Origin of the sequence: Paraburkholderia caledonica NBRC 102488, assembly GCF_000685095.1 — a bacterium.
Classification (GTDB): domain Bacteria; phylum Pseudomonadota; class Gammaproteobacteria; order Burkholderiales; family Burkholderiaceae; genus Paraburkholderia; species Paraburkholderia caledonica.
In genome coordinates this window covers 42,291-57,259 of record NZ_BAYE01000006.1, presented here as the reverse complement: position 1 = coordinate 57,259, position 14,969 = coordinate 42,291, and the positions used below count along the sequence as shown (strand labels likewise).

The 14,969-nt window shown below is 62.6% G+C and carries 14 protein-coding genes; 8 read left to right on the top strand and 6 right to left on the bottom strand.

Annotated features, from left to right (window positions below):
- Nucleotide 1: 1 nt before the first annotated feature.
- Together aepY and aepX are read right to left on the bottom strand one after the other, a co-directional pair.
- Nucleotides 2–1,183 (bottom strand): phosphonopyruvate decarboxylase, encoded by a 1,182-nt coding sequence (gene aepY, locus BCA01S_RS14085; RefSeq protein WP_027777443.1) that lies wholly within the window; start codon nucleotides 1,181–1,183, stop codon nucleotides 2–4.
- Nucleotides 1,180–2,904: a phosphoenolpyruvate mutase gene (gene aepX, locus BCA01S_RS14080; protein ID WP_027777442.1), complete on the bottom strand. Its 1,725-nt coding sequence runs from the start codon at nucleotides 2,902–2,904 to the stop codon at nucleotides 1,180–1,182. The genes aepY and aepX overlap by 4 nt, the downstream gene beginning before the upstream one ends.
- Here aepX and BCA01S_RS38495 point away from each other — a divergent pair.
- From BCA01S_RS38495 to BCA01S_RS14065, 4 genes are all read left to right on the top strand, one after another.
- The gene (locus tag BCA01S_RS38495; protein ID WP_169740527.1) at nucleotides 2,806–3,114 is read left to right on the top strand and encodes a hypothetical protein; all 309 of its coding nucleotides are present in this window, start codon (nucleotides 2,806–2,808) and stop codon (nucleotides 3,112–3,114) included. The two genes, aepX and BCA01S_RS38495, sit on opposite strands and share 99 nt — an antisense overlap.
- Nucleotides 3,115–3,451: 337 nt before the next feature.
- Complete coding sequence (locus BCA01S_RS14075) at nucleotides 3,452–4,993, top strand: methyl-accepting chemotaxis protein (protein WP_027777441.1); 1,542 nt, start codon at nucleotides 3,452–3,454, stop codon at nucleotides 4,991–4,993.
- A 235-nt stretch (nucleotides 4,994–5,228) separates the two neighbouring features.
- Nucleotides 5,229–6,977, top strand: coding sequence for a peptidoglycan D,D-transpeptidase FtsI family protein (locus tag BCA01S_RS14070; protein ID WP_027777440.1), 1,749 nt, complete (start codon nucleotides 5,229–5,231; stop codon nucleotides 6,975–6,977).
- Nucleotides 6,978–7,170: 193 nt separating this feature from the next.
- The gene (locus BCA01S_RS14065) at nucleotides 7,171–7,428 is read left to right on the top strand and encodes a DUF2866 domain-containing protein (RefSeq protein ID WP_020068060.1); all 258 of its coding nucleotides are present in this window, start codon (nucleotides 7,171–7,173) and stop codon (nucleotides 7,426–7,428) included.
- On the opposite strand, the gene BCA01S_RS14060 is transcribed toward BCA01S_RS14065, so the two are convergent.
- A complete protein-coding gene (locus tag BCA01S_RS14060; RefSeq protein WP_027777439.1) occupies nucleotides 7,410–8,042 on the bottom strand; it encodes a 2-hydroxychromene-2-carboxylate isomerase in 633 nt (210 codons plus the stop codon). The two genes, BCA01S_RS14065 and BCA01S_RS14060, sit on opposite strands and share 19 nt — an antisense overlap.
- A gap of 106 nt (nucleotides 8,043–8,148) precedes the next feature.
- Nucleotides 8,149–8,775 carry a LysE family translocator gene (locus BCA01S_RS14055; protein WP_027777438.1) on the bottom strand — a complete coding sequence of 209 codons (627 nt, stop codon included), beginning with the start codon at nucleotides 8,773–8,775 and terminating at the stop codon, nucleotides 8,149–8,151.
- 187 nt (nucleotides 8,776–8,962) lie between these two features.
- On the opposite strand from BCA01S_RS14055, the gene BCA01S_RS14050 reads away from it, so the two are divergent.
- The 4 genes from BCA01S_RS14050 (at nucleotide 8,963) to BCA01S_RS14035 (ending at nucleotide 12,263) form a co-directional block, all read left to right on the top strand.
- On the top strand, nucleotides 8,963–9,544 hold the full coding sequence (locus tag BCA01S_RS14050; protein ID WP_027777437.1) for an IMPACT family protein: 582 nt from the start codon (nucleotides 8,963–8,965) through the stop codon (nucleotides 9,542–9,544).
- A gap of 217 nt (nucleotides 9,545–9,761) precedes the next feature.
- Nucleotides 9,762–10,301, top strand: coding sequence for a hypothetical protein (locus BCA01S_RS14045; RefSeq protein WP_027777436.1), 540 nt, complete (start codon nucleotides 9,762–9,764; stop codon nucleotides 10,299–10,301).
- 186 nt (nucleotides 10,302–10,487) lie between these two features.
- Complete coding sequence (locus tag BCA01S_RS14040; RefSeq protein ID WP_027777435.1) at nucleotides 10,488–11,108, top strand: LysE family translocator; 621 nt, start codon at nucleotides 10,488–10,490, stop codon at nucleotides 11,106–11,108.
- 177 nt (nucleotides 11,109–11,285) lie between these two features.
- Complete coding sequence (locus BCA01S_RS14035; RefSeq protein ID WP_027777434.1) at nucleotides 11,286–12,263, top strand: 2-dehydropantoate 2-reductase; 978 nt, start codon at nucleotides 11,286–11,288, stop codon at nucleotides 12,261–12,263.
- Nucleotides 12,264–12,370: 107 nt separating this feature from the next.
- On the opposite strand, the gene BCA01S_RS14030 is transcribed toward BCA01S_RS14035, so the two are convergent.
- Together BCA01S_RS14030 and BCA01S_RS14025 are read right to left on the bottom strand one after the other, a co-directional pair.
- Nucleotides 12,371–13,822: an aldehyde dehydrogenase family protein gene (locus BCA01S_RS14030; protein ID WP_027777433.1), complete on the bottom strand. Its 1,452-nt coding sequence runs from the start codon at nucleotides 13,820–13,822 to the stop codon at nucleotides 12,371–12,373.
- 90 nt (nucleotides 13,823–13,912) lie between these two features.
- Complete coding sequence (locus BCA01S_RS14025) at nucleotides 13,913–14,953, bottom strand: LysR family transcriptional regulator (RefSeq protein WP_027777432.1); 1,041 nt, start codon at nucleotides 14,951–14,953, stop codon at nucleotides 13,913–13,915.
- Nucleotides 14,954–14,969: the final 16 nt, after the last annotated feature.

Below are 14,969 nucleotides of genomic sequence, written 5' to 3'. Positions count from 1 at the left end.
TTCACGCGGCGCCGATGTGGCGCATCAGGCGCGTTTTCACATCGGGCGGAGTGATGGTGGGACGCGGCAAGCCGTCAGGCGTGCCGCGGCGAATCACGAGGCGCGCAAAACGCGGGCCGTCGAGCGGGGCCGATTCGAACAACTGGTCGAGCACGGCCGGATCGTCGCTTTCGACCGCCGACGCATACCCGCACGCCGCCGCGACACCCGCGAACGAGACTTGCGACGACACCGTCGCCTGCCCCCCGGTCGAGTCGTGCGCGCCGTTGTCGAGCAGCACGTGCGTGAGATTGGACGGGCCGTATGCGCCGAGCGTTGCGAAGGCGCCCATTCGCATCAGCGCGGCGCCGTCGCCGTCGAGCGCGACGACGTGCAGGTCCGGGCGCGCGAGCGCCAGACCCAGCGCGAACGGCGTCACACAGCCCATCGAGCCGACCATGTACAACTGATTCGGACGATCGTCGATTGCGTAAAGCTCGCGCCCGCAAAAACCGGTCGACGCCAGCACCACCGTCGACTCGATCGGCGTATGCGCGATCACCTTCTTCAGCGCGTCATGGCGCGACGCGAGTTCGCTCGCGGCCACGTTGGCGAACTGCGAACGCACCGCCACTGGCACGCGGCGCTCGCTGGCGGCGCTGGCCTTCAACTCATACGGCGCGACGCTGCCCTTTTGCATGACGAGCGCGTACGGGCGGCCCGTTTCGTCCATGTGGGCGATGGCGCGATCCAGCGCCGGGCCGATTGCGTCGGCTTCCGTGGGGAAGGTCTCCCAAGGAATTTCCATCGTGTCGAGCATCGCGGGCGTGACGGGGCCCATTAACGCGTGCTGCGGTTCATCGGCGACGCCGGGCTGGCCGCGCCACGTGACGATCAGCAACTGCGGCAAACGGAAGGTCCACGTGAGCGACGTCAGCGGGCTCACCGCGTTGCCGAGCCCGGAGTTCTGCATCATCGTGATGCCGCGGCGGCGTATGCCTGCATCACGCTCATCGCGCGCGCCGAGCGCGACGCCGGCGATCAGCGCGACAGCGTCGCCTTCATTCGCCGCCGACACGTAGTGCAGCGACTCGTCCTGCAACACGTAGTTGATGAACGGCGTCAGGTACGAGCACGGTACGCCCGCGTACCAGTCGAAGCCGCGTTCGCGCGCCGCCTCGACGAACTGTGCCGCCTCGATCATTGCGCGGCTCCGTTCGCGGAATCCGTTGCCTGCGTGCCGACCGACGCGGCGAGCGGCGTCTGGCCATGCGCGAAGTCTCCGGCGCGGCGGAAGTCTTCGAGATCGTTCACACCGCGCCAGTGGCCGTGCACGTATTGCACCTCGATCGATTCACCGGCTTCGATCAGCGCGTTCAGCAAAGCGGGCATGTCGAGCGACGCGAAATCGGCACGCGCCTGCAACTGCTGCATGACTGCCCGAAGACGCTCACAGCCTTCGCCGCGTACGTTCAGAAGACCGACCCAGCGGCCATGCGGCGTTTGCGCGGCAATCTCCGACGACGCCTGCTGCCCGCTCGAAACGTGACGCAACAGCACCTTGTTGCCGAAGAGACCGCGGTCGTCGGCCGCCGAGCACCATGCGAAGTCGCGCACGCTCGCGTTTTCCGCATCGGTCAACGACGAATCCACCACCACGCTGAACGCCGCCTCGCTCTCCACCAGATCGCGCAGGATATAGCTGCGGAACAGCAAATCGCCGTACGAGATCAGCGTGTCGCCCGCGAGCTTGTCGAGCGCGCACGCAAGCGATGCGAGTTCGCCGGTTTCCGCATGCTTCTCGTTGACCACGAGCTTGATACCGGCCGTGTCGATCGCATCGGCGCGATAACCGCCGACCACGGTGATGTCGTTGACGCCCTGCTTCTTGAACGCGTCGACCAGCCAGCGCAAGAGCGGCTTACCGGCGATCGGCAGCATGACCTTCGGACGGTCCTGAGTGACCGCTTCGAGGCCCTTGCCGCGGCTCGCTGCAAGCACGACAGCGGCGCTCGCCGCGCGGCCGCTCGACAGATAGCGGTCTTCCGCTTCCGAGTATTCGTCCGCGTCCTGCAAGCGGAAAATTTCGTTGACGCCGGCAATGCGGTCTTCGACATTGACGAGCGTTTCGCTCGTATGGATCTCTCGTGCGACGGCCTGCATCGCCGAGGTCGCCGCGCGAATCAGATGGTTCGCCCAGATCACCGTGCTGATGCCAGCTTCGCGGAACACTTCGGTCGGCGTGCTGTAGTACTTGGTGGGCACGATGACGAGCGGCCCACGGCCCGCCCACTCACGCGCGAACTCGAGAATTTCGTCGGGACGCGAGAGCTTGCTGTGAATCAGGATCGCGTCGGCGCCGGCGCGGCGGTAGGCTTCCGCGCGGCGCAGCGCTTCGTCCATGCCCCAGCCTGCGATCAGCGCTTCCACACGCGCCACGATCGAAAAATTCTCGTCCGACTGCGAGTCTTTACCGGCCTTGATCTTGCCGCAGAATTCGTCCATATCGGCGAGCGGCTGCGCTTCGCCGTTAATGAAGCTATTCGTTTTCGGGAACTGCTTGTCTTCGATACATACGCCGGCAATGCCGCGTTGTTCGAGCTTGCGCACGAGGCGGCGCACGTTGTTGAAGTTGCCGTAGCCGGTATCGCCGTCGAGCAGAATGGGCAGATCGCTTGCGTCGGCCATGAATTCGAGGTTGTCGACTACCTGCGTCCAGCTTGCTTCGTTGTTGTCGCGCACGCCGAATTGCGCGGAAATCGCGAGGCCCGAGCCCCAGATCGCCTTGAAACCTGCTTCGCGCACGATGCGGGCGGACAGGCCGTTATGGGCCTCCATCATGAATTCGAGTTCGTTGCTGACAAGCATCTGGCGCAGACGTGCGCTGCGGGAAGCGGAGACGAAGGCGGGTTCGCGGGCATTCAATTTTCGGTACTCCTTGTGGCGGGCTTATTGGCGCTCTTTTTGCCCGGCTGGCGACTGGAAAATGGCGACTATAGCGGAATTTTCATTTATCGGTCATTTAGACGGCTCTGCTTTTTCCGCCTTGCTGTTAAGTGGAAAAATGTGTCGATTTTTGCAGAGAGCCGCAGCCACACGGCCTTTGGAGTTAATTGGCGTTTTGTGGAAACTTGACAGGACGCCGCGTGCCCGTGATCCGCAGTCGAATCGGCGCAATCCAGCGACTCAATTTGTAACAAGCATATTTCAATAAAGATCGGGTTGTTTGCGGAATCCCGATGAATATCGCTTCACGATTTATTGATTACTGCATTTCAAATTTCATTGCGTTTTTAATAAACAGGCGACTCGTGGCCTCACGAAGCCCAGCGGATATTTAGTCAGACAAAACCCCTGCTAAAACAGCGGGTTTCCCCTGCCTCAGGAGACACCCTGCAAGTGCCGTAAACAAAGTCAGCGAAAAGCAAACAGCCAATCCGATCGACCCTTTGTGAAAGCACGACCCATCGCTATGACTTTGAACAAAAAACTGGCCTCAATGATCGCCGTCCTGTGGTTCGGCCTGATCCTGATCGGCGGCTTCGGTGCATGGCAAAACCGTGCGTCGATGATTGCCGACCGGCGCGATCAGCTCACGTCGCTGATCGATCAGGCGAATCACGTCGTGAGCCGTTACTACACGCTGGCGCAGCAACACGTCATCACCGAGGACGAAGCGAAGAAGCAGGCGCTCGCAACAATCGAGGCGATGCGCTATGGCAAGGACGGCTACATCTCGGTGAACGATTCCCAGCCGGTCATGCTGATGCATCCGTTCAAGAAAGAGATGGTCGGCAAGAACCTGGCGCAATTCACCGACCCGGCGGGCAACCATCTGTTCGTGGACATCGTCAAAGCAGGCAATCGCGAAGGCGGCGGCTTTGTCGACTACCTGTGGGCCAAGCCCGGCAGCGAAAAGCCCGTGGCCAAGACGAGCTATGCGATGCACTTCCAGCCGTGGGACTGGTATGTCGTCACCGGCATGTATATGGACGACGTGCAGCGCGCGTTTTATTCAAATCTCTTGCGCTGGCTCGCCATCACCGTCGCGCTCGGCGCTGTTGCTACGGCCATCATGCTGCTCGTGTTGCGCAGCATCCGCCGCTCGCTGGGCGGCGACCTGGAAGTGGCCGTCGAACATGCGCAACTGATGGCGCGCGGTAACCTCGCGACGCGCGTGCCGGTCAAGGACAACGACGCCGGCAGCCTGCTGCATGCGCTGCAGACCATGCAGGCCGGTCTCGTCGACACCGTTTCGCGCGTGCGTACCGGCACCGAAAACATCAACATTGGCGCGACCGAAATCGCCGCGGGCAACACCGATCTGTCGCAGCGCACCGAGGAACAGGCGGCCGCGCTGGTGCAGACGGCGTCGAGCATGGATCAGATGACGGTCAACGTGAAGCAGAACGCCGACAGCGCGCTGCAAGCCGCGCAACTCGCGGGTCAGGCCGCGGACGTCGCCACGCGCGGCAGCCGCGTCGTCGACGACGTGGTCCGTACGATGGGCGAGATCACAACGAGCTCGCGGCAGATCGGCGACATCATTGGCGTGATCGACGGCATCGCGTTCCAGACCAACATTCTCGCGCTGAACGCGGCGGTCGAGGCGGCCCGCGCGGGCGAACAGGGACGCGGCTTCGCGGTGGTCGCCGCGGAAGTGCGCAGTCTCGCGCAACGCTCGGCCACGGCCGCCAAGGAGATCAAGGCGCTGATCGAGACGTCGACGAGTACCGTTGAAGCAGGCGCGTCGCTCGTGTCCAACGCGGGTTCGACGATGGGCGAGATCGTGCAATCGGTGCGTCGCGTGAACGAGATCCTCGAGGAAATCAGCAACGCGTCGCGCGAGCAGAGCGCGGGCATCGAGCAGGTGAATCGCGCGGTCGGCGAAATGGATCAGGTCACGCAGCAGAACGCGGCGCTCGTGGAACAGGCCGCTGCCGCCGCGCACTCGCTGAAGGACCAGGTGGGCGTTCTGCGCGAAGCGATTTCCAGCTTTGCGCTGCCGGCCTGACGATGACGAGCTTGAGAAAGCGCAACGGGAAGCGTCAAGAAACAACGGACAACTAGACAACACGACGCAAAGAAGCACTTGAACACGAGCCGCACGGATTTTCGGATCCGCGCGGCTTTTTTTCGCCCGTCGCGCGAGTTGACTTGCAGTAATCCCTCATAAAGATTACGTTCTCATTACAATGAGCCGCACCGCTTTTGAGCGATGCAAGTCAATCCGCTGTTTATCCGCCTCTATGATCCAGAAGAAAAAGTCTCAACCACGCGACCCGTACGCGCCGGTCGCAAAGAACCAGTTGCTCGTTGCGCGCCTTCCAATGTGGCGCTCGAAGTTCATCGTCGTGCTGGTGTTCGGCGCATTTGCCGCGCTCGCCGGCCGCGCGCTCTGGGTTCAAGTGGTGAATCGCGACTTCTACGTCGATCAAGGGCAAAAGCGCTACCAACGCACGATCGAACTGGATGCAACGCGCGGCCGCATTGTCGACCGCAATGGCTCGATGCTCGCCGTCAGTCTCGCGACTTACGAGATCTGGGCGTCCCCGAAACTACTCGACGAAGCCGCGTTGCCGCCGCTTTCGAAGCTGCTCGATCTGCCGCTCGCGGAACTGCGTCGTCGCCTGAGCGGCGATAAGACGTTCGTGCTGCTAAAGCGTCAGGTCGACGCGGATACCGCCGGCCATCTTTCCAGGCTCGGACTCGCGGGCATCACGCAGATTGCCGATTCCAAGCGTTTCTATCCGGAAGGCGAGTCGGCGGCGCACGTGGTCGGCTTTACGGACATCGAGGACAACGGTCAGGAAGGCGTCGAGCTGGCGGCCAACGAACAACTGCTCGGCGTGCCCGGCCATCGCGAAGTAATCCGCGACCGGCTCGGGCGCGTCGTGTCCGAGACGCGCCCGCTCGTACCCGCGCAGAACGGCGAGACGATCCATCTGACCATCGACCGGCGCATTCAGCAACTCGCATACGGGCAGTTGAAGGACGCGATTGCCAGACATCGCGCGGAAGCAGGCAGCGTAGTCGTGCTCGACGCGCGCAACGGCGAGATCCTCGCGCTCGCCAATTATCCGAGCTTCGATCCGAACGACCGCGCGCGTCTGACCGGTCGGCAACTGCGTAATCGCGCGGTGGTGGACACGTTCGAGCCGGGTTCGACGATCAAGCCAGTGGTCGTCGCGCTTTCCATCGACGAAGGCAAAGTGCGGCCGCAAAGCGTGATCGACACGGCGCCGGGCTGGTACAAGATCGGTCCCGCGGTGATCCACGACACGTCGAATCACGGCGCGATGACTGTTGCGGAAGCGGTGCAGAAGTCGAGCAACATTGCGCTCGCCAAGCTCGCGCTCAATTTGCCGGCCGAGAAAATCTGGACGAAGTACCAGGAATACGGGCTGGGCTTGCGGCCCGATCTGACGTTCCCAGGCGTGGCATCTGGCAAGGTGCGTCCCTGCAAACGCTGGCGCCCGATCGAGCAGGCGACCATGGCATATGGCTACGGACTTTCCGCTTCGCTATTGCAGATCGCACAGATCTACACCGCCTATGCCGGCGACGGAACGATGCACCGCGTGCGGTTGCTACGCGAGAGCACCGAGGCGGGCGGCAATAGTGCAGGCGCTTCTGCTCAAACGCACCACGCGGTCACCACGCCCGGCACCGCACGCGCGATCCGCTCGATGCTGGAAATGGCGACGGGCGACGGCGGCACGGGGCGGGCCGCGACAGTGGAAGGCTACCGTGTGGGCGGCAAGACCGGGACTGCGCGCAAGCAGGTCGGCGCGACTTACGCGAAGAATCGCTACCGTGCACTCTTCGTCGGAATGGCGCCCATGAGCGACCCGAGACTGATTGTCGCCGTGATGATCGACGACCCGGCCGGCAAGGCGTTTTATGGCGGCACTGTCGCCGGCCCGGTGTTCAGCGCGGTAACGGGCGGCGCGTTGCAACTGCTCGGCGTGCCGCCGGATGCGCGACCCGGCGCGTGACGCTGGGCCCGACCGCTCCGCGTATGCGTACGGATTTGCGCGATCTTAAGTCTCGCTTAATTCTTTGCTGCAACCATGCGACTCAACATCCCCTGTTGAGCCGCCAGATCACCGGCGGCGTTTTTTTTCAGCGATGTTTGCCGACGCGCTAAAAGACAGGCTGTATGCCTGCGAAAAAGAAAGAGGTCACACCATGGTTGAGAACAAGGTATTCGAGCATCTGCGCGCCATGCCTGACAACGAATGGGTCCGGCAGATTCACTCATGCAAGGTCTCTGACCCGCTGCAACCGCCTTGGGGACGTTCGTACCGGCTCGTCGAATGGACCATGAAGCACACGCCCGAAGCAAGTCGCCGCGTGGTGCCTGCCGAAAGTACACCGCTCGAAATTGCGCAGGCCGTCGTATCGCATGTGCCTGGCAGGCGCTTCTGTCAGCGCGGCGACGAATAGCAGAAGTCCAACGCGTCTTCCAGCCGGTCGTTGCCCCAGAACATTTCGTCGCCGACAAAGAACGTAGGGGCGCCGAAGATGCCTTTCGACGCGGCAACTTCCGTCTGTTCACGCAGACGCAGCTTGTTCGCGTCGCTCTGCGCTTCCGCGATGATCTGTTGCGCAGGCAACCCGAGTTTCGCGAGCGCTTCGCTCACTACTTCGATCGAACCGATATCGCGGTCATGCACGAAATTCTGCTGCATGATCTCGCGACAGTACGCGGCAATCCATTCGCGCTCTGCGCCGAGCAGTGCTACACGCAGCGCGAGTAACGCTGCGCGCGGAAAAACGCTCGGACGTGTCAACGCAATGCCGTATTTGCGGCACTGCCGTTCCATGTCCTTCCACACGTAGGCGCCCTTCTCCTTTTGCAGAACGAACGGAGAATTGTCGAAACCAAGTGCGCGAAAGATCGGCCCTAGCAGAAACGGCCGCCAATCGACGCTCACGCCCCGCGCCGCGGCCTCAGCCTCGATGCGCATGGCGCTCAGGTAGCTATAGTTGCTGCCGAAGTCGAACCAGAACTCGATCCGGCGTGCTGGCGTGGTTGCGGAAGCGGTGATGTGGTCCATCTCTATTCTCGTGCAATGCGGGCCAGTTGAACGGGAAAGCGCTAACTATGACAAGAGACTTCGCCGCTCGCATAGATGGCAAAAGGGCGTGGGAACACGCGGGCGCTCAGCGCGTTTGCGTCGCCACGCGCAGTCCAAGCGAAATAAACAGCACACCGATGATCTTGTTCTGCCACCGCCGCAGCCACGTCAGGCGCTTGATGAGCCTGCCGAGCGGGCGAATCGTCAATACGATCAGCGTGGTGTAAAGCGCGCTCATGCCGACGAAAATCAGGCCCAACGTCGTGAACTGCAAAAACGTGGAGCCATGTTCGGGATGAACGAATTGCGGAAGAAACGCGAGAAAGAAAAGCGCGGTCTTCGGATTGAGCACCTCGGCGGGAATGGCCTGGAAGAACGCTTTCGACGCGGACACGGGCGCGCTCGCGGGCACATTCGCGTTGGTCTGCTTTTCACGCAATGCGCGAATGCCCAGATAAACCAGATAAGCGGCGCCGATCCATTTGACCGCGTTGAACGCGAGTGCCGACGTCATCAGCAAGGCAGAGAGGCCAACGGCCGCGCCCAGCGTGTGAATGAAGTCGCCTACTGCAATGCCAAGGCCGGTGAAGATGCCGGCCTTGCGTCCTCCGTGCACCGTGCGTGTCAAAACCAGCAGCACGGCGGGCCCGGGAATCAGAAAGAGGCCGAATACAACGGCAATGAAAGTGCCTAACGAGGATAGCTCGAGCATGTCGTCTCCAGATTGTTTGCGCCCGTCCGATGCAAGCGGACGGTTCGAACAGTGTACTTGCGACGCACGTAGCGCGCTTGCCGGCGCGATATCGTGCTACGTCTCGCAAACTGGCTATCATTCGAGTCGCGGGCTTCAACGGGCTCACGAGTTGTCTTGACTATCGCTATTGACTGGAATTACGAAGGTGACTTACACGCTGTCCACGCGGCACATCCACGAACTCGAGATTCGCAAGAGCCGGTTCATTGCGTACGCCGTGCCGGTCGAGGATCGCGACGCCGCGATGGACGAATTGCGCCGTCTGCGCGACGAGCACCCCACCGCAACGCACGTGTGCTGGGCGCTGCTGGCAGGCGGTCAGTCCGGCATGTCCGACGACGGCGAGCCGTCCGGCACCGCGGGCCGGCCAATTCTCGAAGTGCTGCGGCACCACGATCTGGACGGCGTGCTGGGCGCGGTAGTCCGTTATTATGGCGGCGTCAAACTCGGCGCGGGCGGCCTCGTGCGTGCATACACCGACGCAATTGCTTCGGCGCTGCTGGACGCGCCGCGAGTCGAGCGGATCGCACAGGGGTCGCTGACCGTCGAAGTCGGTTACGCCGACGAAGCCAAAGTGCGGCGATGGATCGAAGCTCAAGGCTACGCGCTCGCCGATACCGCGCACGCAATGCTCGTGAAGATCACCATCCGCTTGCCGGTCAACGCGGTCGACGACGCACGGCGCACGCTAGTCGATATGACACAGGGCAAAGCCGGCTTCTTCTAATGGCAGCGCCCCGGCGCTTTTTATTTCGAAGATGGCGCGCAGGTGCCCGCTGTTACCATGCTGTTCTTCAACGGCATGTATCACCACTTAAAGGGCCACTCTTCTGATCTCGACCGCCGCTTGTTCCAGCACAGCGCCCGAATCGGCGCGGCATGGTTCGCTTTCGCGTCATCCGGCGCGCCCGGCAGCGGGCACGCCGGCGACCTTGGGAAATATCGTGCTCAAGGGCTGCGGCGTGATCGCGCTGCCCTTGATGCTGTCCGCCTGCTCGTGGTCGTGGTTTGGGCTGAACAGCCCGCCCCGCGCGGCGGCACACTCCACGGGTTGGCTCAGCGTCGCGCCCGCCCGCGATTTCGCCTACATGCCGGCTATTGAAGGACGCATGTCGCCGAATCGCATCGAAAACACGGCGATGACCGCCCTGGTGCTGAAAAACGATATCAACCAGGCGGTGCGCGAGAGCATCGCGAATCGTCTCAAGGTTGCTGGCTTCCATCTCAACGATGGTAGGAAAGTGCTGAGCGGTAACATCGAAAAATTTACTGTCGACGACGTCCGTTCGCCCGCGCTGTGGACACTGAAGATGCGCTACGTGGTGACGGATTCCGCCACGCAAAAGGTTGTGTTCTCGACCACCAAGACCGTCAAACGGAAATCGCCGAAATTCACCAGCAGTTCCATTGCGATCGAAGACACGGTGAGGCTTAGCGTCGACGCATTGGTGGGCGATAGCGGGTTCATCAATGCAGTGAACTGAGGACTGAGTGGGCCAGAGGCGTCTTCCAACGACACCTGCAAACGCCCGTCAGCGCAGACGCGAGCCGACGCGCCACCGGTTTTCGCTACAATCGGAACCAGCGCGGCGCGTTTTCAGTTTGCGCGCTTGCGGGTTTACGGGTTTGCACCTGGCTCGCGCCCGCGCGTTCATTCCCTGCGAGGCTCCATGTCCACCACCGCCTGGCTGTTCTTTCTCCCCGCCTGTTTCGCGATCAATCTCGCGCCGGGGCCGAACAATCTGCTTTCGATCAACGTGGCCGCGCGGCACGGCTTCATGACCGCGTTTCTCGGCGGTACCGGACGGCTGGTCGCGTTTGCAACCATGATTGCGCTCGCCGCCACCGGTCTCGCGGTCGTGCTGCATGCATCGGAGTGGTTCTTTCTCGCCATCAAACTCGCGGGCGCCGCTTACCTGATCTGGCTCGCCATTCAACTGTGGCGCAGCGACGCGCCTGCGGTGGACACCACGCAAGAGCAACCGGCATCGCTCGCGAGGATCGCACGCCAGGAATTCCTCGTGGCAGCGGGCAATCCCAAGGCGATACTGGTCTTTACCGCATTTCTACCGCAATTCGTCGACATCGCGAAACCGATGCTTCCGCAATTCGCTGCGCTGGGGATGAGCTTCCTCGTGCTGGAATGCGTGGCTATCGCGCTTTACTCGTGGGCGGGGATGCATCTCGGCAAGTGGCTTGTGCGCGCTCGCGTCAGGCGCTGGTTCAATCGCAGCTGCGGCGCATTCCTCGCAGCCATCGGACTCAGTTTCCTGCTGGTCAGACGTGCCTGACCTTCTTAGAACCGCGTGCAGAGGGGCGCCGTCCATAAGCAATGCCTAATGCTTGCGCCGAGAAAGTTTAACTATCTGTATTGACCGCACGCCCCTATGCTCATTAAGTGACCCGCCGCCGTGCTCGGCGAGACGCGGCATGGGCAAGCGACTTCTCATAGTCACAGGAGCGGCATCATGAAGATCTGCATCTTCGGAGCGGGAGCGATAGGCGGCTTGATGGGCGTGCAGTTGGCACGCGCCGGCGCCGACGTCAGTTTCATCGCGCGCGGCGCGCATCTCGCGGCAATGCGCGAGCACGGCGCGCGTCTGATTATCGACGGCGAGACGGTCAGCGCGCCGGTTCGCTGCACGTCCGACCCGAGCGAACTCGGCGTGCAGGACTTCGTGATCATTACGTTGAAGGCGCACTCGTTGCCTGGCGTTGTCGACGCGATGCAGCCGCTGCTCGGCAAACACACTGCCGTCGTGACCGGGGTCAACGGCATTCCGTATTGGTACTTCTATCAACACGGCGGCAAGTTCGCCGGCACGCGGCTCGCGAGCGTCGATCCGGACGGCAGTCAATGGACAAAGCTCGGCCCCGAACGGGCGATCGGATGTGTGCTCTATCCGGCCGCAGAAATCGTGGAACCGGGCCTCATCAAGCATGTATATGGCAAGAAGTTTCCGATCGGCGAGCCGAGCGGCGAGCGCACGCCGCGCATCCAGCAGTTGCACGAGATCATGCAGGCAGCGGGTTTCGAGGCGCCGATCCGCGACAACATCCGCGACGAAATCTGGCTGAAGCTGTGGGGCAATCTGTGCTTCAACCCGATCAGCGCGTTGACGCATGCAACACTCGACGTGCTCACGAGCGACCCCGGCACGCGCGCAGTGTCGCGCACGATGATGCTCGAGGCAAAGCGCATTGCCGATCAGTTCGGCGTGCACTTTCGGGTCGACGTGGAAAAGCGTATCGACGGCGCGGGCGCGGTCGGCGCACATAAAACGTCGACGCTCGTGGATCTGGAGAACCGGCGGCCCATGGAAATCGATCCGCTTCTGACTGTGGTGCAGGAAATGGGACACCTCGTCAACGAGCCGACGCCTACCATCGACGTCGTGCTTGCGCTCGTCAAACTGCGCGAACGCATGGCATTGCAGGGCGCGTGATCCTATAGGACTTGTTTGCGCTTCTCGCGTTCATCGCGGTACGTTGAAAAAGGATCGGACGCCGCCGGGCGTCCGATCCGTTTTATTTGCGCGGCAAAATACAGCTGCTATTGATCGATGGCCAGCCAGACCGCTTTCGGCTCGGTGAAGTTTTCAATCGCCACATCGCCGTGCTCGCGGCCGAAGCCCGAATCGCCCGAGCCGCCCCAAGGCAGGCGCACGTCGGTATAGCCGTAGGTATTGATCCAGACGGTCCCCGCTCTCAGGTCCCGTGCCACGCGATGCACGCGACCAATGTCCGCGCTCCACACTCCGGCCGCGAGGCTGTACAACGTGCCGTTCGCGATACGTATAGCGTCCGCTTCGTCGTTGAAACGAATCACGCTCGCCACGGGCCCGAAAATCTCCTCCTGCGAAATGCGCATCTCGTGCTCGACGTTGGCAAACACCGTCGGCTCCACGAAGAAGCCGCGCTCGCCGATGCGCGCGCCGCCTGTCACCAGCGACGCGCCTTCGGAGCGCCCGGCATCGACATAGCCGAGCACGGTCTTCATTTGCGCGGCGGAGATAAGCGGACCCATCGACGTCTCGCGCAACGACGGATCGCCAACCTTGATCGACTTTGCGCGCGCGGCGAGGCGCTCCACCACTTCGTCGTAGACATCGCGATGCGCGAGAATGCGCGAGCCCGCCGAGCACACTTGTCCCGTGTTGAAGAAGATGCCCGACGCCGCGGCCCGCACTGCGTTGTCGAGATTCGCATCGGGGAAAATCAGATTGGCTGACTTGCCGCCGAGTTCCAGCGTCACGCGTTTGAAGTTGCCGGCCGCGCCCTGCAGAATGCCGCGCCCCACCGACGGCGATCCGGTGAACGTAACCTTGTCAACGCCTGGATGCGCGACGAGCGCGTCGCCGACCACACGTCCCTTGCCCGTGACGATATTCAGTACTCCCGGCGGCACGCCCGCTTCGAGCGCGAGCTCGCCGATGCGCAGCGCGCTGAGCGGCGTGATCTCGGCGGGCTTCACAATCAGCGTGCAACCGCACGCGAGCGCCGGCGCGATTTTCCACATACCGATCATCAGCGGGAAGTTCCACGGCACGATTGCAGCGACCACGCCGACCGGTTCACGCAACGTGTAGGTCAAAGCGTCCGGCCGAACGGGCACCACCTGCCCGTTGATCTTGTCGCACCAGCCTGCGTAGTACTCGAGCGTATCGATCGCGGCCGGAACGTCCTGGCGCATGACGGCGGCAATCGGCTTGCCCGCGTCGAGACTTTCGAGCGCGGCCAGTTCGTCGAGATTGTCGCGCATCAGGCCAGCAAGGCGGGACAGAATGCGGCCGCGCTCCGCCGCCTTGATTCCGTTCCACACCTTCAATGCGGCGCGCGCTGCATGCACTGCCGTGTCGACGTCCGCGGCGCTACCTTGTGCAACGTGCGCGATCGGCTCCTCGGTAGCCGGATTGATATTGACGGAATATTCGCCCGTGGCCGGCGGCAACCGCTTGCCGTCGATCAACAGGTCATGGCGCCTGAGGCCGGTATCAGTGTCCATCATGAAGCTCCTTGCATTGAAATGTTGCTTGGGCTGATTGCTGCTAGCCGGCCTTGGGGCGAAGGCCGGTTTCGGCAAGTCGATCGAGCGCTACGGCTCGTGAAGCGCCGCGCCGCTGCGCGCGGCCGCAGGCCAGGAAGAGTCGCGAGGTGACGCGTGCGGGGATGCGGCCGACGTTGTGGATGGGGTTGTGATTGAGCTTTCGCCCGAACCGTCGTCCGGACTTGCGTTCGTAGAGGGCGCTCCGCCATGCGCCGCGAACTCGGCCCACGCGGCCGCGGCATTCGGCCTTAGCGAGCGATTGCGGCGATGCACGAGCAGCGTCGTCAATGCGATTTCAGGAACGAGCGGCCGGCTCACCAGCGACTCGCCGACGGCGGGCCAATGCGCGTCGACGGGCAGAACGCCGACGCCCAACCCGAGTTCCACCATGCGCAACACCGCCGCCACATGTCCGAATTCCTGCACCGGGCGACGCTTCAGTCCGTTCGCGTTGAGGGCCGGATCGAGCGCCGCACGCACCCCCGCGTCCGCATTCAATGTGACGAGCGCCCAGTCATGCAGCGCCGCCCACGCGACGCTGGCGTGGCGGGCCAGCGGATGCGTCGACGGCATCACCGCATGCAGCGGCGTCGTGAACATGACCTGCGCGTGCAACTGGTCGTTGGCGAGCGGCGCGGCCAGCGAGACCACGCCGAAATCGACTTCGCCGTGCTCGACGCTCGCGAGTACGCCGCTTTGGGCTTGATCCTCGACGGTGACCGTCAGTTCTGGATATGCCGTCGCACAACGCGCGAGTCCCTGTGCGACCCATCCCGACGACAACACAGGATTGCTCGCCACAGCGACGACGCCGCGGTGTCCTTCGTAAGCGGCCCGCTCTTCGCGCAACGTCAGATCGATTTCATCGAGCAGGCGGCCAATCCTTCGTTCGAGACTTGCGCCCGCGTGCGTCAGTTGAACCTGGCGCGTCGTGCGATCGAACAGTTTGAGTTCGACCGCATCTTCGAGCTCCCGCACACACCGGCTCACCGCCGACTGTGTCAGATCGAACTCGCGCGCCGCGCGCGTGAAACTCCGTTCACGCGCGACGGCAACAAACACCTTGAGTTGCTGCAACGAAACATTCATGAGGTCATGGCCGGCC

Bases quoted from the DNA above. Each gene is read 5' to 3' on its own strand.
- aepY (WP_027777443.1), bottom strand. From the start codon at position 1,183: ATGATCGAGGCGGCACAGTTCGTCGAGGCGGCGCGCGAACGCGGCTTC.
- BCA01S_RS38495 (WP_169740527.1), top strand. From the start codon at position 2,806: ATGGGCCTCCATCATGAATTCGAGTTCGTTGCTGACAAGCATCTGGCG.
- BCA01S_RS14075 (WP_027777441.1), top strand. From the start codon at position 3,452: ATGACTTTGAACAAAAAACTGGCCTCAATGATCGCCGTCCTGTGGTTC.
- BCA01S_RS14070 (WP_027777440.1), top strand. From the start codon at position 5,229: ATGATCCAGAAGAAAAAGTCTCAACCACGCGACCCGTACGCGCCGGTC.
- BCA01S_RS14065 (WP_020068060.1), top strand. From the start codon at position 7,171: ATGGTTGAGAACAAGGTATTCGAGCATCTGCGCGCCATGCCTGACAAC.
- BCA01S_RS14060 (WP_027777439.1), bottom strand. From the start codon at position 8,042: ATGGACCACATCACCGCTTCCGCAACCACGCCAGCACGCCGGATCGAG.
- BCA01S_RS14055 (WP_027777438.1), bottom strand. From the start codon at position 8,775: ATGCTCGAGCTATCCTCGTTAGGCACTTTCATTGCCGTTGTATTCGGC.
- BCA01S_RS14040 (WP_027777435.1), top strand. From the start codon at position 10,488: ATGTCCACCACCGCCTGGCTGTTCTTTCTCCCCGCCTGTTTCGCGATC.
- BCA01S_RS14035 (WP_027777434.1), top strand. From the start codon at position 11,286: ATGAAGATCTGCATCTTCGGAGCGGGAGCGATAGGCGGCTTGATGGGC.
- BCA01S_RS14030 (WP_027777433.1), bottom strand. From the start codon at position 13,822: ATGGACACTGATACCGGCCTCAGGCGCCATGACCTGTTGATCGACGGC.
- BCA01S_RS14025 (WP_027777432.1), bottom strand. From the start codon at position 14,953: ATGAATGTTTCGTTGCAGCAACTCAAGGTGTTTGTTGCCGTCGCGCGT.